General features: G+C 58.3%; 13 protein-coding genes and 1 pseudogene. 11 read left to right on the plus strand and 3 right to left on the minus strand.

Annotated features, from left to right (window positions below; genetic code table 11):
- The first annotated feature begins 1,641 nt into the window (after nt 1–1,641).
- On the plus strand, nt 1,642–1,779 hold the full coding sequence (locus tag P2T60_RS20475) for a hypothetical protein (protein WP_276282800.1): 138 nt from the start codon (nt 1,642–1,644) through the stop codon (nt 1,777–1,779).
- A 132-nt stretch (nt 1,780–1,911) separates the two neighbouring features.
- Here P2T60_RS20475 and P2T60_RS20480 read toward each other — a convergent pair whose 3' ends face one another.
- The 3 genes and pseudogenes from P2T60_RS20480 to P2T60_RS21940 all read right to left on the minus strand — a co-directional run.
- Entirely contained in the window at nt 1,912–3,834 is a 1,923-nt protein-coding gene (locus P2T60_RS20480; protein ID WP_276282801.1) for a hypothetical protein, read from the minus strand.
- 2 nt (nt 3,835–3,836) lie between these two features.
- Nucleotides 3,837–4,007: a hypothetical protein gene (locus tag P2T60_RS20485; protein WP_276282780.1), complete on the minus strand. Its 171-nt coding sequence runs from the start codon at nt 4,005–4,007 to the stop codon at nt 3,837–3,839.
- Nucleotides 4,008–4,032: 25 nt separating this feature from the next.
- Nucleotides 4,033–4,353, minus strand: a pseudogene (locus P2T60_RS21940) (DUF7504 family protein); the annotation flags it as partial.
- Nucleotides 4,354–4,678: 325 nt separating this feature from the next.
- On the opposite strand from P2T60_RS21940, the gene P2T60_RS20490 reads away from it, so the two are divergent.
- The 10 genes from P2T60_RS20490 (at nt 4,679) to P2T60_RS20540 (ending at nt 15,927) form a co-directional block, all read left to right on the plus strand.
- The gene (locus P2T60_RS20490; protein WP_276282802.1) at nt 4,679–9,850 is read left to right on the plus strand and encodes a proline-rich domain-containing protein; all 5,172 of its coding nucleotides are present in this window, start codon (nt 4,679–4,681) and stop codon (nt 9,848–9,850) included.
- 10 nt (nt 9,851–9,860) lie between these two features.
- On the plus strand, nt 9,861–10,556 hold the full coding sequence (locus P2T60_RS20495) for a hypothetical protein (RefSeq protein WP_276282803.1): 696 nt from the start codon (nt 9,861–9,863) through the stop codon (nt 10,554–10,556).
- Between the two features lie 160 nt (nt 10,557–10,716).
- A complete protein-coding gene (locus P2T60_RS20500) occupies nt 10,717–11,505 on the plus strand; it encodes a hypothetical protein (protein ID WP_276282785.1) in 789 nt (262 codons plus the stop codon).
- A gap of 48 nt (nt 11,506–11,553) precedes the next feature.
- Nucleotides 11,554–12,030: a hypothetical protein gene (locus P2T60_RS20505; RefSeq protein ID WP_276282787.1), complete on the plus strand. Its 477-nt coding sequence runs from the start codon at nt 11,554–11,556 to the stop codon at nt 12,028–12,030.
- A gap of 371 nt (nt 12,031–12,401) precedes the next feature.
- The gene (locus P2T60_RS20510) at nt 12,402–13,058 is read left to right on the plus strand and encodes a hypothetical protein (protein ID WP_276282804.1); all 657 of its coding nucleotides are present in this window, start codon (nt 12,402–12,404) and stop codon (nt 13,056–13,058) included.
- Nucleotides 13,059–13,769: 711 nt separating this feature from the next.
- The gene (locus tag P2T60_RS20520; protein WP_276282790.1) at nt 13,770–14,186 is read left to right on the plus strand and encodes a helix-turn-helix transcriptional regulator; all 417 of its coding nucleotides are present in this window, start codon (nt 13,770–13,772) and stop codon (nt 14,184–14,186) included.
- Nucleotides 14,186–14,701 (plus strand): hypothetical protein, encoded by a 516-nt coding sequence (locus P2T60_RS20525; RefSeq protein WP_276282805.1) that lies wholly within the window; start codon nt 14,186–14,188, stop codon nt 14,699–14,701. Before P2T60_RS20520 ends, P2T60_RS20525 begins: the two co-directional genes overlap by 1 nt.
- Complete coding sequence (locus P2T60_RS20530) at nt 14,694–14,816, plus strand: hypothetical protein (RefSeq protein ID WP_276282792.1); 123 nt, start codon at nt 14,694–14,696, stop codon at nt 14,814–14,816. Before P2T60_RS20525 ends, P2T60_RS20530 begins: the two co-directional genes overlap by 8 nt.
- A 26-nt stretch (nt 14,817–14,842) precedes the next feature.
- Nucleotides 14,843–15,199 (plus strand): hypothetical protein, encoded by a 357-nt coding sequence (locus P2T60_RS20535; RefSeq protein ID WP_276282793.1) that lies wholly within the window; start codon nt 14,843–14,845, stop codon nt 15,197–15,199.
- The gene (locus tag P2T60_RS20540; protein ID WP_276282806.1) at nt 15,196–15,927 is read left to right on the plus strand and encodes a hypothetical protein; all 732 of its coding nucleotides are present in this window, start codon (nt 15,196–15,198) and stop codon (nt 15,925–15,927) included. Before P2T60_RS20535 ends, P2T60_RS20540 begins: the two co-directional genes overlap by 4 nt.
- Nucleotides 15,928–16,350: the final 423 nt, after the last annotated feature.

Genomic DNA, 16,350 nt, shown 5'->3' on the forward strand with positions numbered 1-16,350 from the left:
GTGTGTGTCGAATCACGTACATAAAGTTAATATTCTATCATGATGTATTCTGGTGTTGGTCGAACAGCTAGAATTCGACAGGGAGAACTCGATGATTCGAACTCGACACCGACTCGCTGTCTTCTGTCTCGTACTGACAACGCTTCTTCTCGTCGCCGGACTCACGGGCGGCGACACCCATCCGCGAGCGCAAAACTGTGACTCGACATCGAAGAACTTCGATGAACAAACGGCGCTCCAGAACCTCCACACCCCGCCCCGGCCGATACTAGAAATACTTCCGCGAGAGACCACGACGTACACCGGAAACGCGACCGTCTTCCTCATCTGCGTCGTTAACCCGCCGGAGAACTCCGTCTTACTTGACCCGTATCTTACCGTCATTCATTCACCGGAGAAAGACAATCCCGTTCCGAGGATGGTAGCCGTCTCTCGAACCGTAGAGAACGGGACACGGACAAATACCCTCCATACGAAGCCACTTATAAGTCAGATGGAATATCACTGTAGTACTCGGATTCCTATCGATGGACTTCATCCGGGGGAAGCCGCACAAGTGCCGGTTATTGTCACGAACAGTAGTCCATCCGGCGAGTATCGACTCGTCGCAAAAGTCGGTTGGGTAACCAACAGACGAGTCGGAAACTTACCTATCGAACGACGAGCGACGTTACATATCGATTCACCGCCGACGCCGCCGTGCGGACTTTTCTGTACGGTGCAAGTCGCACTTGTGTCTACTGTAGAGTTCGTCTTTGAGGAACCTGTAAAAGCCACCGCTATTTTCACTGGTTTAAGCCTTCTCGCCTACATTTTCGGCCCCGAGAATATTCGAATCACTACTCGTCGGGTAGCGAGACGACTGTTCCATTCCGCACGTCGGGGTTTCGACTGGCTTCGCCAACGAGTCTCGTAGGAAAACAGCGAAAGCTCGGAGCAAGCTGACGGCACCAAATCGCGGCTTTCGACCGGCTAACTCACTCTGCCACCCTCTTCCCCGATAGAAAAGAGCCTGTCTCGTCGAGGGGTCGCTCCCGTCGCTCGGCCGACTATCACTCTCCCCCTCCACGTCGGTCACTGCGAGACGCATGGTCTACGATGCCGCGAATTGGATAACACCGAAGAAAACAGTCGCCACGACTTCGGCCACCCCGAGCGACGACGCGTCGGCAACTAACCAACAGTGGCCGTCTTCCGTTCGCCCGTGTTGGCTAGCCACGGTTCCACCCGAGTTCCGACTGAGACCGACGGCCGACTGAGCGCGGCGTCGAAGCAAGACGCTCGGGGAGTCCGGCCGCTAACCAACACACTGGTTCTCGGATACCGATGTGTTGGTTAGTCGGGTTGGCCGAGACGACGCATGTTCGGACTCTTGCCGTCCGAGTTGGTGGTGAGTTCGACGTTCACTTGCTCGACGGGGCGCGTCGAGGACCGTGCGCGTCCGGGCTTCCACCCTACTCGGATATATCTGGAATCCGACCGTCTCGACGCGATAGCGGCCGACATGGAAGTCGCCGTCGAAGATTTCTACAGGGTCGAACGAGACCACTTCGGAGTCGTTACCAGTGGTAGTGAACTAGTGACACATTCCAGAATCGTACCATTAAAAGTATTACAATCGACCGACACACTTCACCTGCAATGAAAGAGAAACTCACCACCCTCGGTCGCAACCACCCGAAAGCACTCGGCGTGGTCTTCACCGCACTCTTGCTGACCGGCCAGTTCCTCACGGAAGTCGATATTAGTCCGCTAGCCGACTCCCACCCCGGTCCCTAAATCACAGTAAGTCCGCCGCCGAGATTTCGTCGCTCCAGTATCGGTCGTTCTCGTAATCGACCGGTATGGTATCGCCGTCCAACACGTCATCGAGTTCCGACGGCGAAAGGTCGAACGTATCGAGTTCTCCACTTACCAGATAGCGAGTATCTGAGTCGATATGGAAATTAAGGACAGACCCGAGTCCGTGGCTTGGGGTGACGAAGGTTTGGATTTCGGTGTGGGCGGTTTCGTCGTCGGTGTCGAGGAGACGGAGGTAGAGGGGTTTCCACTGCGGGAGTGACAGAGTGAGAGGCCGCCGTTGCCGACGGTCATCCAGCGCGCTCCGGCGAGGACGTGGTTGCGGAGGACGTGGACGCTGGTGCGGAGGGTGTGGCCCGCGGCGAGCAGGCGGGCGAAGTGGAGGCCCGCCCGAGTCGCTATCGAGTCAGCGATGTCGAACAGCGTGATAATGCCGCCGAGACTCCCCGCCTCCACCAGCCCCATGCCCTGCTCGTGAGAGTTACACGCATTCAACAGGAATGCTTTCACGTTCACGTCCGCGAGCGTCGTCGTGTCGAGATGGCCGTCCGGACAGACGATACCGTCGTCGTCAACGTGACCGATGTAGTGGAGGAAGTCCGCCGACTCCGCGAGCAACTCGCGGAACTCCGCGACCGATAGCTCCGTGTGCATCGAAATATCGAACTGGTGGCGGTCGTTCAACTGGTAGTACTCCGACACCACTTGTTCGTCGCGCATTGCGGTGTCGTTGCAGACGACGTGAATCCGTATCGGCGACTCGTCAGGGTCCACGTCGAGACTCCGACGGAGCGACTCGACGGTGAGTTTGTTCGCGTCGATAGGCGGACTATCGCCCACCCACGCGTGCCCGATGGTGTCGAACGATACAGGGTCGGGCGTGACGAACTCGGTCGTAACTGGTTCGTCGGTTTCCGCGCCGAGGAAATCCGTAATCACCTCCGGCGTCTGTTTCACCGGCCTCGGGTCGGGGTCGGGCGTCGTCCGCACGACCGCTAAATCGTTGGCGACGAACGGAATCGCGTCGAGACTCTCCACCGTCGGGTCCACGTCCACCGTCAGCGGCCAGTCGGGGATTGCGTCCGCGACCGTCTCGAACGACACGCCCAGATACGTTTCGAGGCGGTCGGCGAGCGGCCGGTCGTAGAGCGCGGCGAAATCCACGTCTAGCCGTGACTCCACGCGTCGGCGTTCGTGGAGGTCGACCTGATAGTAGCCTTCGGTCCGCGTCACGCAATCCAGCAGGAACGTCTGCCGGAGGACGCGGCCGACCGTCTGCTCGAACCCCTCCGCCCCGTCAAGGTCGTACGTAAAGCCGGTGTCGGTGACGAGTCGCGGCCGGTCGCCAGCCACTACCTTCGCGCCGAGGTAGTAGGCGAGCGACGAGACGGGATAGACGTACTCGTACTCCGGCGGGACTTCGATACGGACGCCGGTGTCAGGGGGTTCGATACCGTTGGGCACGTCGAACTCGTCGCCGACCTCCACCAGTGGCGGATGCCCGCGGAGGGTCGGGAACGACCGTTCCGGACTCGTCGTTTTGAGCGCCGACCCGAGAAGCGACACCGCCCGCATCGCGCCCTCCGGATTCGGCGTCGTCGTAATCGTGCCTGCGGGCCGGTCGTGGAGCGACCGCACGCCCACCCGGACCACCGTCTCCCCATCGAAGTCGAGGCGGACGACATCGCCGTCGCGGTGAATCGTCACGGGCTGGTTGACTCGGAGGTAGAGTTTCGTCGGTGCGATGTTCACTTCGAGCGTCCGCGGCCCGTCCGTCTGAAGCCGTCCGTCTGACGGGTCGAATGTCGCGGTTAACTCGCCGTCGTCGTGCAGGAACACGCTCGTCAACTCGGGAATCCGGAGCGCGGTCGTCGCAAACTCCACCGCGGTTTCGACCGGGAATCGGAAGTGGTCGCACGCCGCCACATCCGGGGCGACCGGCGTGGCCGTCTCGACCTCGAAGTAAGCGTTCTCTATCGGGTCGAAAATCCGGATACCGCGGTTGTCGTCGAGCGCCGTGACGGTCGGCTTCATCGTTACACCGGAACCCAGTCAGTCGTAATGTCGTCGTCGGGGAGATGCCAGCGTTGTTCGACCTCGCCCGCCCGCGACCGCAACTCGACACGCGCATCGAACACCTCGCTGTCGAGCAGGTACGCGGCACGCTCGGGGTCGTCGCGGAACTGGCAGTACAATGTCCCGTTCACGAGTCCGACGTACTGGGAGACCGTCCGCCATCCCCGGTTCGGCGGTCGCCGCTCGACGCGCCTGCTCGCCGCTTACGAGTCGGACGCTCTCCATGTCGGCCGTCACGCCCTCTGGGAGGACACGGCCGGGGTTCCGGGGTTCGTGGGGTGTGACGAGAACCTGCTTCCGGTCCGGACCTCCGAACGACAACGCCAGTTGCTCGCCGAACCCGTCTTCGTCCACGGTCCCCGTCACGAGGATGCTACACCCCGTCTGTTTCAGTTCTGCGAGTCGCTGCGCGAACACCCGCGTTGTCTCCCGTCCGCTCCCCCGAAACAAACGTGAGATACCTCCAATCCTCCTCATACTATCCACTTCATCGTACACACATTAATTCTATCCGCTTCAACCCCGAGAGAACCCCTCGGGTTTCCCAGTATCCCGCCAATATCTCGGTCTGGAGGGCCGCAGGGGTGTCGGAACCAACACTGAGAGACGGTTTGCTGTCGAAATGACCGCCGCTTGGACTGTGAATTAATATCAGTAACCAAGTGACAAAGTAACAGACTTTCAGTATTTAATTACCTGCTATAACAGGTCTCGTTCGTCTCTGATATTTCAATCTTTCATTTAATATCAGATTTTATAATACGCAACAGACACTTTAGATGTGGGTGAGAACACGGCCGCAATGAACGCTCGGAGCCAGCAGATTCTCGCCGTCGCCTTCTCCATTCTCATCGTCACGGCGACGGTGACACCCGCCACCGCCGCACTCGACTCGCCACCCGCCCAATCCGACGACGACCTGCCGTCGCTCTCGTCGTTCGCCACCACCATCGCAGGCCACGAACTCTTCCCCGACACACCCGGCAACGGCAACGGAAACGGACCGGGGAATGGAAACGGACCGCCGAAGACCACCACCGCGACCACGACAGTCGGCAACCAGACGACCACGACCACGCCCGGCCAAGGACCCCCCGAGAATCCCGGACAGGGACCGCCAAAGAACAAAACGCAAGGCCCACCAGAGAACCCCGGACAGGGACCACCGGAGAATCCCGGTCAGGGGCCGCCACCGCACGCTGGACCACCGGAGAATCGCGGACCGCCGTCGTGGGTGCCGAACAAGGGCAGAGACTCGAACGCGGACAAACGCGGCCCGCCAGAATGGGCGAAAAACGGGCAAGCCCCGCCACCAGTCTCGAACCGCTCGGCGCTCCGTAATCGGAGCGAACCACTGGCGAACGCGACCATCAACGTCTCTCTCCACGGGAACGCCTCGGCCGCCGACTACCGACTCGCCGCCATCGACGCCCTCCAAACCACCGAGTTCGACGCGCCCGGTAGCTCCGCCGACGACCACCGCCGCCAAGCCCTCCGCGAACTCAACGAATCGCTCGACTACGTTCTCGACGCCAACCGCACCACCTCCGCACAGTTGTTCGAGCGCGACAAAGAAGCGAGTACACCCCCGCAGTTCGCGCCGAGCGTCACGAAACTACTGGTGCGGTCGGACGAGCGATTAGCTCATACGGCTATCGCGGACGCCGACCGTCTCGCTAGCACGCTCCGTGAGCGGAACGTCTCGTTCGACGAGTCGGCCGTCGAAGAGAATATCTCCGGAGCGCGCGCGGCGGTTGACCGCGCCGAGCGCTTCCGGGCGCGCGGCCAACAGCATACCGCCATCAGCCAGTACCGAGTCGCGTGGATTCACGCCCAGCAAGCCCTCGACGTACTCGACCTCGCTACGACGCCGAACGTCACCATCACCACCCGCGAGGACATGCCCCACGAGGAAAACGTCACCTACGCGGTCCGCGGCCGCGTCTTCGACGTTCGAGGCCACGAACTTGCGCTGGCGCTGTCGTTGAACGGCGCGAACCGGACGCTCAATCTGTCGGTGAACACCACGCCGGGCGCGATTGGGACCTTCGAGACGAACGTCACCCTCTCGCGGCAGGTCAACCGCATCACGGTCGCGGCAACCGACCCGAACCGGCGGTGGTCGCCGGAGTACGGCGGCGACAACAGGACGGTCGGGCGGGACGTGCTTCGACTCGACGGTGACGGGTTGCCGGACTTCTACGAGTTGAACGTCACGGGAACCGACCCGCTCGGCCCGGACAGCAACGCTTCGCGGACTTCGTTTAACGAGTCGGGCAACAACGTGACCGACGGGGCGGAGGACTTCGACAACGATGGAGAGACCGCCGCACAAGCCTACTGGTTCGACCTCGACCCGCTGGACAACGACACCGACGGCGACCGCCTGCGGGACGGCTTCGAACTCCAGTTCAGCGGTATCGACCCACTGTCGCCTGACACCGACAATGACACGGTTCGAGACTCGGCCGAAGACCTCGACAACGATTCGCTGTCGAACCGCCGCGAGCAGACCGCAGGGACGAATCCCGTGGAGAACGACACCGACAGCGACACCCTCGGCGACGCCGAGGAGTTGGCTAACGGGACCGACCCCTTGTCGCCCGACACCGACAGCGACGGCTTGACTGACCCCAACGAGTACGAGTTAGGGACGGACCCAACGGTCGCCGACACCGACGGCGACGGCGTGCTAGACGGCGACGAAACGTTCTCGACGACGACCGAAAACGAGTCCGTCGGCGCGAGCGTCAACGTCACCGCCGACGGCACCACTGCCGCGACCGTCACCATCCAGAACGAGACCGACGACCGGATTCAGACCGGAACGGTCGCCAACGCCTCCGCATCGGAAGTGTTGGACGTGGACGCGGACGCCGAGTTCGAGGAGGCGAATCTCTCCATCGACTACGACGAGCAAGCGGTCGGCGACGAGTCGGACTTAGCGGTCTACACCTACGACCCCGAACTACAGACGTACGTAAAACTCCCCTCGGAAGTGGACGCCGAGAACGACTCGGTGACGGGGACGACCCCCCACTTCTCGACGTTCGTCGCCATGAACCAGACCGCATGGCAGAACTACATGCAGTCACGCGCAAAACCTCTACCCAAATACGCGCTCAACGAGTCGTTCAGCGACCTCTCGGGGTGGAACTGCACGGGCTCGTGTTCGGCGAGTGGTGGCCGAGCAATCATCGGACCGGAACTCATCAGCTCTCAATCGGCTGGTGACCAAACTCTGGCACGCAAACTCGGGATTGGAACCGAATGTTACACCACCCCCGACGGCGAGGAGTGCGCACCGCCCACTGGACCAGACCCAACGACGACTGAATCATCGGAAACAACGACGGCTGACGACCCCGGCACTGCTCCAACCGACCCCGAACCCGAACCCGACCCGCCGAAGGACCTCGGGTCCGCGGAACTCGCTAAATCCGTCTCGATTCCGTCGGACGCGGTCGAAGTCACGTTCACGATGCCGATTGTGGCGTTCGCCGAAGAGTCGAACGCGAGCGTGGAAGTCGTGGTGTCGGTCGGGTCCGAGACCCGGACCGTCCTTGAGCTGTCGGGTGAAGACGGCGAGCGCACCACCGACTACGAGTACATTGACGAGACGTTCGAGAACCCCAGCGGACAATACGTGTCCGTATGGGTTCGTAAGGAAAACCTCGCCGGTGCGAGTCCGGCATTTGCGAACATCGAACTCAAACGCGACAGCGACGGCGACGGCCTGACGAACGGGTTAGAGCGACTCGGCGTCAAGACCGGGACCGGACGCGTGTCCACCGACCCGTACGACGCCGACACTGACGGCGACGGCATCACCGACGGCGCGGAAGTCGCGGACTACATCCCGCGGTACGTCGATGGCGGCTACTTCGACCTCGAAAGCAATCCGACGAAAGTCGATTCAGACGGCGACGGACTCGATGACTTCGAAGAGACTTACGAGGAGCGACTCGTCCGCTATGCGGGGTCGAGCGACGACTCCAAGCGGTTCTTAGCGGCACTGCACAGCGGCGACGACCCCGGTGACTACCTCACGTCCCAGACGGTGACGACCGATGCGATGCGTCGGGATACCGACGGCGACGGCATTCCGGACGGCAAGGAACTCGAACTCGGGACGAACCCCGACGGGTCCGACACCGACGGCGATGGCGTCCCGGACAGCGAAGAACTCGACTGGGGGGCCGACCCGACGCTCCACGACTATCAGGGGCCGGAAATCGGCGTGCAGGAAGCGAACTTCTACAAGCGTTCGTGGAGCACGAAGACGACCTATCAGGTGGTGTACTCCGCGGACGACCCGAGCGGGGTCACGATGACGGAGTTGCTGAAAACCGGCGAGGTCGAAAAACGCTACCAGTGGTCCGAAAATACGCATCTCGGCCACTCACCGTCGTTCTCGACGGGCGCGAAAGAGACGATTCTCGACGGACTAGCCGGAGCGACGGTGAAGATTCGGGCGACCGACCGCCACCAGAACGTGCGGACGAAAGTGGCGATGGAACGAACTAACGTCTGGGGGTCGGTGGCGAAGGAACTCGCCACCGAGATAGACGGCAGTGACACCGAAATCGCGCTCGGCGCAGGCCTGCTCTCCGGTCTCTCGGTGGGCGCGGGCGGAACGGGCCGCGCTATCGATTCGATTGTGAGCAATCCCTACGGGTTCTACCAGACGCTCACACAACTCATCTCGCTCGCTCGCAACCTCGGCCTCGTCCATGAACTCCTTAACTCGCTTCCGGAGCAACTGGTTGAGGACCTCAAACAGAAACAACAGGTGAACAATCCGTACGACAAGCAGACCGAGTCGGCGGAGTACGAGAGCTTCAAGGAAGGCTGGTATATCTCGTACGGCTTCTACTATCTCGCATCGACGCTGGTCGGCGAGAAGGCCAAGACCGCGGTCAAGAGTACGAAGACGTTCTCGAACTTGATGGAGCGGCTGGAGAGCGACGGGAAGTTGTCGGAAGCGCTCGGGTACATGGACGCGGTGAAGGGCCGGACGACCGGGCGTGCGAAACGGGTGACGTTCGAACTCGGCGAGCGAGCGGCGAAGGGAAGCTGGCACTTGAGCAAGAAGAGCGGACGCCGGGTGGTGGCGGGCGTGAAGACCGCCGCCGGGAAGTACGACGCACGCCAGCGACTCGGGAGTCTTAGTGACCATACGTTAGCGAAAATCGAGGGATATTCACCGGAGACACAGCGGTTCGTGGGACCAGTTCTGTCGCGTCTTGGTCGTGATGGCGAAGAGTTCCTTGAAGAGGCTGATAGCGACGACGTTACCCAGATGATGCAGATGCGGCGCGTGATGGCCGATGGAGGTCGTCTAACTATTGATGAGTCTCGGCTTTGGTCATATCGACTTGCAAAACTTGTTGGTTCAGATGAGGTATCCTCCGACGAGTACGCGAAGTATTTAGATAATCTTGAAGCGATGAATCATGAACGTCGGGAAGAACTCGTAGAACTTACTCTTGAGTCTGATTCTGCATCTGCTAAGGATGCAGTTCAGTTTACCAATGATTACGTTCGTCTTCGACAGGTTGACCGTATTGATAGCGATAACGTCGAAGATAACCTTGAGGATGTCTATCAGCTAGCGCTAACTGGTGATAGTGGGAATTTCGCGGGTGCCGCGTTCGAAGCACGGTATGCCGCAAGTAAAGCGGACGACGTTCTCGCTATCGAGGGTGACCTGAAAGATATCGAGCGAATTGAAAACCGGCCGGGTGATATTGACGTGCTGACCGAGGAAAATGGTGAAAGAATAGGACATGAACTGAAGAGTAGTAGTGACAAAGGTGAAGTTGGCGATATAGTTGAGGGATATGAAGAATTAATCGACAAAGGCGTTGTTGATGATTATAGACTCGTGTTCAAACGCGACCCATCCAATGAGCTAGAACAATACATGGACTCAAACGGAATAAACTACGAGGTTTATACACCCGAAGAGTAATTAATAACTCATGCAGGACTGGGACATTCAGTTTTATTGGCCGAACGTGCCTGACTGCCGGTTTGTCCATCGGCTTTTATACGCTCTCGTCGTGCAGGAAGTCCGATACAATACTGGCGGGTACCCCGGTCAGTACCGAATTATTCCGATCAATCCAAATGAAGAGATTGCTCAAAAGGCAACTAGTGAACGCGAATGTACCGAACGACTCGCGGATATCGTGAATCTATATGCTGGCTTCAATCCGTCAACGACCGAACTCAGCATTCGTCTCGCGTATACCGAACCGGCTGACCCGATTCATTTTAATCTTGGTCTCGTCCCGGCCGATGAGTCGGGATGTCGAGTTCGATTAACTGTTGTCGGAAACGAAGTTCAGACGGACGACAGATTCCAATCGTTCGTTGACCTTTGTGCCGGTGTGTTTGAACGTGTCGGATTCCCTTACGGGTCGTTTAGAAGTGAACACGATGATTGGATTCCGACAACGTTTGCATCATTCCTCCAAGAGCGACTCCGACGAGTGGCCTTTTTATCAGCCGAACTTTCTGACGAGTTCGGTCGTCGGAAACTCCTCTCTGCTCCGACTGAACGAACTGTTGAACTCGCCGACGAGGGTATCATACTCGTCGTCACTTCTGGTCCCGTAGAAGGAGGGGACCGAATCCAAGAAGTAAACGAATACCTTGAATTGATTCAAAGTTGACGGGTTCGCAAAGAGGCGAGACATAGCATCGGCTCATATATGATAATTTTAACAAATTAATCATGTACCAAAATAACTCAAAATGATGATGATAAGTGTTCCTCAACGTACTGGTGGCCGCAGTCGGTGATGCAGTACGCGCATTCGGGGTGTCGTCGTGGTGTCCAAGGAGGCAGTGGTCGGGCGACTTCTCACGCGGACCGACGACCCCGAACTCATCGCGGACGGCGGCGACAACTTCGTCGCTATCATGCGGCAGGCCGACGACATCGACCCCGATGTCGCCAAACGACTCGCTAAATTAGAACGCGACGACGAACTAACGGTCGCCGAGCGGAAACGACTGTTGCAGGCATACGAGAATGAACGGGTCGATAACGAGGACCTTCGCCGCGTCTCGAAGCTGTTGGACGAGAGTAACGACGAGTATCTCTACGACGATGATGTCTCTATTGACGAGTTGCTTGACAGCGTAGACACGGCTGACTTAGATAACGTTCATTTAGTCGTAAAAGATGACGAAGGAGATGTACGACCCTTACTTCAAGGCCACTACGATCCGGACGATAATAAGAAAAACCGTGGTTGGGTTTATCTTAAGGGCAGACATATTCACGGAGAGCAAATGGACGATCCGGACAAGAGCGCTACTGACTTCTTCCCTCTTGGTCAAAACATCAAGGGGCGTGATTTAGACCCTGCAGAGAAAATGACTGAGAGCGATATAAAGAAGATGGTGTATAAAGCAATAAAAAACTCTGAGACAGATCGACAAGACCGCATAGCCTACGACCTTAGTTCAGGCTTGAAATCTCAGACTGGTGTGAGTAGAATTCGAGTCGTTGTTCGAAACGGGCGTGTTCGGCAAGCGTATCCGAAGGAAGGAGATGCCGTGCATAAGTGGATTCAGGAAGTTGGTATGTGGAAAGACGAACTAGAAAATCAGTAAAAATCGAGAATAATGAATTCTAACACAGCTACCGAGTTCCGAATTCAGTTGAAACACGATCCTAAATTTGAGGAACTCATCGCCGCTAACGAGATGCCAGATGCCCGGATAAAAGTCCGGATTAACGACGAGTATCTCCTTGGTGACGAGGATCACTACGTTGAAAGTATTATGATTGGGTTAACTCTTGTTGACTTGTTGGAAGCCGCTGAAAACGTTGTGTCGGGTACTAGAGGGTCTGTTGAATTGCTGGATAGTGGAACGTATTTAGTTCTTGAACCAGAGGACCAGAGAAGGGTTACCATCAGCAAATGTTTTAGTCCTTCTGCGGTCTCAAATCCAAGTGAGCGTCTCTTTGACCCGTGCATGGCAACACGAGGAGCTGTTATCTCCGAAATTATTCGTGTTGCCGAGGAATGGCGGAATGACGCACTTGAAGTCAACCCGGATATCACTGCAACTAAATGGTTTAAGAACCTACAGGAAAGCGTCGATAGCCTAAATGATGAATTCCAAGACCGATAGTTTACACTATTTTTGGTGATGCATCCCAACGGTCTTTCCCTTCAATTGAACCTCGTTAAGAACGCAGACCACACATAGGTTATTGCTCCCTCCTTACTAGAGTACTATCAGTCACTCGTTTCGAGGTCGCTAACGGAAAGCGTGCCCTCGACGTACTGGTGGCCGTGGTCGGTGTTTCCAAGCGCGTGATGTCGTCACGGACATCGAAATCGCTGTCGAACGAGTAAAGGCGACATATCGGCCCCGACACGTCCGCCCCTTTTCGACGCGGTGTATCAGCGTGACGCCGCCCACGACGGAGGGGCGTTGACTTCTCTCTTCTTCATAGACATTCCGATGGAGTTATTATATGTAGTTGAAAGGACTGGCGTATGACTGTCCAGATTGAGACTAGCACAGTAACCGTACTTGTTCCGTTACTACTGGTTATCGTTGAACGCCTCAGCAATCTTGCTCGCCAAATCGCGGACCAACCGGGCGATTTGGTGGATTCCGAACCACTGTTCTTCCCCGGAAACACGACGGACGACCCCGACGCAAAACTAACGCACGTCCGACAACGACTACCTCAGCTTGGCCGATTGAACTACCTCCACAGTACGAATATGGCGTTACTCTCGGGAGCGTTCGTACTTGCTGTTACCGTCGATACACCCCTCGTCGGGAACGTCCTCGGTCTCGTAGTGCTTCTCATCTGGCTTCAACTTCCACTACTCGAAATCGACGAGTACGGAACAATCCGAGAAAACATCAAGCACCCGAAATCACTCTACGTCCACATCGCGGGAACGCTTCTCCTTGCACTACTACTCACCGGCGGATGGGGATTCCAACCGGGCCTCTTCATCACACACACGAACCTATTCAAACCGGACGTAGAGACATTCCTCCAGTACGACCACCAACTCCTTTCGTCACTAATCCTCGCTCTCTCGCTGTTCGGGACGACTCTCGGCTTCCTCTGGTTCTTCGAGCAAGAAGCTGACCAAGCCGCCAAAGACGAATCACCCATCTCACTCCTTAGTTAGCGACTCGCCGTAATTCGCTACTGCTAGTTTTCATCTCGGACACCTGTATTCGTCAAACTAAGGGAATAGAAAGTGAAAGAGATAATATATTAACCATATTGTAGGATTAGCTATTATTAGACTTACCTTCCAACTCGCTCGCGTCGAGTTCGCCAGCCAAATACGCGCAACCTTTCTCCGTAATCCGGTACATAGCCTTCGATTCATCAACTCGTTCAAGTAGTCCGTTTTGGCTAAGTGTTCGACACCGTTCAGAGACGTATCGACGGTCGTAGTCGATGTTATAACCGATTGTGCTGGGATTAGCGGCGATGCCCGCGTCTCGGAGTAATTCGAGGATGTAATCGTCGGCCCGAGTCATCCAGTCTATCCGCGGGCGCATACCTCCAAATCCGGAGAAAGAGCGTTTAGTCCTACTGTTCTGGAACCTATGGGGGCACAAACGTAGTCTACAGCTTACGTTTATCCAGTAAACTTATTACTCCCTTCAGACATTCCAAATAATAGGAAGCAACTCGCGGACCTGTTGCTCTCGGGTCCAGTTGGCAAAGGAAGCGGACCGATGCTTGGGACATCGGGTCCGCGGAACGCTTCCACTTGGACCAGCAGAAGCATGCAAGCCTACTGTGAGGCGGGACTTGAATCTCCCGCACGGATAGCCGCGTGTATCGACTCTGCAAACACTCCGTCAGAACGCGGAGGTGCCGGACGGTGACGGCCGAGGCTCTGCCGTCACTTGTAGACCTCCACGGGTTCCAACGAGACGTACTCTTCGCGGTCCGCGCGCTGGAACGGGACGGCGACCCGCCGCGGGGCCTCCGCGTGAAACGCCGGTTGGAAGCGACGTACTACGAGGAAGTCCATCACGGCCGTCTCTACCAGAATCTCGACGCGCTCGCTGACCAAAACCTCGTCTCGAAAGGCGCGAAAGATGGCCGCGCCAACGAGTACACTACCACCGAGGCGGCGCGCACTATCCTCGACGCGCACGTTCGAGGGCGCGCCGAACAGGTCGGCGTCGAACTCGCCGAAGACGAGAACCCCGACGCCTTCCCGAGCGACGAGACGCCGGACGGCCAGACGGAACTCGGCGACACAGAGGCCCTGCCAACGGAGGGCGAAGCGTAGTGACCGCCCGCGACGAGTTCGGTCCGGACCTCGATACGGCGATTCCCGAGACGTTCGACGTATGTCCGGACTGTGGCACGCCGACGGTGAAACTCGGGAGTCACAACTGTCCGACCGACGACTCCCTCCAAGACCCGACGCGCGAAGAGCGCGACAAACGCATCGAACAAGACCCCTACTCGGACGGCGAAACGGTTCTCGTTCGTGACCGGCCGCGGACGTGGGCGTACGCCTACCACGAGACCGACGCGGACGGCAACACGCTTTGTCCCGCCCACCAGAACGCCGACTTCTACGAATGCACGCGCTCGAAAGCGAAGGAACGCCAGTTCGCGCCCTGCCAGTTCTGCCGTCGTATCCGCGAGGCGAACAGCGACGACCGGGACGCCGACCGCGACCGGAACGGAGACGGGCCGGACCCGAGTGCCGACGCCGACCGGGACTGTGACGCCGAGCGTTCCGACCGAGAGCGCGCCAACCGTGACCGCGAGCGCGGGGTGGTCGCGTGTGAGTAGTACATCCTCGGCGCTCGCCGACGGCCACTGTCCCGAGTGCGGCACGCCGATTACGGCGCTCTCGGCGACCGGCCCGGACGCCCACCATGCCGACCCCTGCGGTTGCACCGTCTAACAACCAACCAACGACTCTCGAAACCCATGACCGACAACACCAACGCGACTGAAAGCACCGCCAGCAAATCACTCGACACCACTATCGCACCCGCGACAACGAAGGCGGACAAGCAAGACACCATCTACTACCTCGAACGCCTCTTCGTCGGCGCGTACCCACCCGGCACCACGCTCCAGTACCACGACTACGAACTCACCCACACGTCCGAGGGCGTCTGGAGCGTCCACCACCGCGACGACGCCAATCCCATCGACGTACTGAACGTCGCCGCGTTCCGGAGCGCCACCGAACTACAGGCGTACCTCGACGACCTCGCCAACCACGCCCCGGACTCCCGAGAGGAATGGCGTACGCACCGAACGCGAGGAAACAACCGATGAGCGCCGACGAGTTCGACCAGCCAATCGACGCGCTCGACCACCACGACCTCGCCCGCGAAGTCCGGAAGCTCCGCGAGGAAGTCGAAGCACTCCGCGCAGAGTACGAAAGCCAGCAGGTCGAAATAGAACAACTGCGTGGCGACCTGCAACGCGAACGCCGCGAACGCAAGGACGCCGAAGAGGAACTGAAGAAAGAGCGCACCCAACAAATCGCTCGCGCGAAGGCCGACGTACGTGAGGACGTGCAAGACCTCCACGACACGGTGGTTGACGAACAACAGACGCGAAGCCGCGCCGACGCCCAACTCAAACACCGCGTGAACGAACTCGCCGACGCCGCCGACGTGGAAGTCACCGACGACGACCTCATCGAGAAAGACCGTCTCGTCCGACTCGTCCGGAACGGACCAGAAGACGTGACGGACCGCATCTATCCCGTCCACGAACGCGCCCGCGCCCTGCTCGAACACGCCGACGATTGGGGCCGTGTCGTCTCGGACGCCAACGGCTACCGCGTCGTCTACACTGCTCCCGACGTGCGACTCTTCCTGAACGCGTACTTCGACCGCACCTTCAAATCGAGCGAAATTAAACGTGTCTTCGAGAAAATCGAGGGCTTGGCCGAAACGTCGCCGCGTACCGTCCGCAAGGACAAGACGCGGAAGGGCGAACACGTCCTGACCGTCGAACTCACCGTAGACGGCCACATCTTCACCGCCGACGGCTAGCCACGCCCCCCGACTCATAGGTGGTGTTAGCACAGCCACCAGTGGCGGGGTGTCAGCGACACCCCGCACTCTCCCACAAGAAGGCTCTCACGACAACCACACTTGCACACACGGTCTAGCGGACTTGTACAAGGCGGTATAGGTAGTCGTGGATGTATTTTGAAGTGTGGTCGTCGGTGGTCGTCTCGGGGACAGTACCGGACCTGATTCTGCTAACACCACCTGTTCGGCACTGGCGGGACGATACCCGGCCGTGACTATCACCCTCAGCGAAACCGCCGCTTGGTTCGTTACTCGTCACCACTGACCGAGCAACCGAGTAACAGTCTTTCAGTATTTAACTACCTGCTATAACAGGTCTCGTTCGTCTCTGGTATTTCAATCTTCCATTCAGTATCAGATTTTATAATACGCAATAGACAC

Origin of the sequence: Halorussus caseinilyticus, from assembly GCF_029338395.1 — an archaeon.
GTDB lineage: Archaea > Halobacteriota > Halobacteria > Halobacteriales > Haladaptataceae > Halorussus > Halorussus caseinilyticus.

Coding starts and splice junctions, on each gene's coding strand:
- P2T60_RS20475 (WP_276282800.1), top strand. CDS start 1,642: ATGAAAGAGAAACTCACCACCCTCGGTCGCAACCACCCGAAAGCACTC.
- P2T60_RS20480 (WP_276282801.1), bottom strand. CDS start 3,834: ATGAAGCCGACCGTCACGGCGCTCGACGACAACCGCGGTATCCGGATT.
- P2T60_RS20490 (WP_276282802.1), top strand. CDS start 4,679: ATGAACGCTCGGAGCCAGCAGATTCTCGCCGTCGCCTTCTCCATTCTC.
- P2T60_RS20495 (WP_276282803.1), top strand. CDS start 9,861: ATGCAGGACTGGGACATTCAGTTTTATTGGCCGAACGTGCCTGACTGC.
- P2T60_RS20510 (WP_276282804.1), top strand. CDS start 12,402: ATGACTGTCCAGATTGAGACTAGCACAGTAACCGTACTTGTTCCGTTA.
- P2T60_RS20535 (WP_276282793.1), top strand. CDS start 14,843: ATGACCGACAACACCAACGCGACTGAAAGCACCGCCAGCAAATCACTC.
- P2T60_RS20540 (WP_276282806.1), top strand. CDS start 15,196: ATGAGCGCCGACGAGTTCGACCAGCCAATCGACGCGCTCGACCACCAC.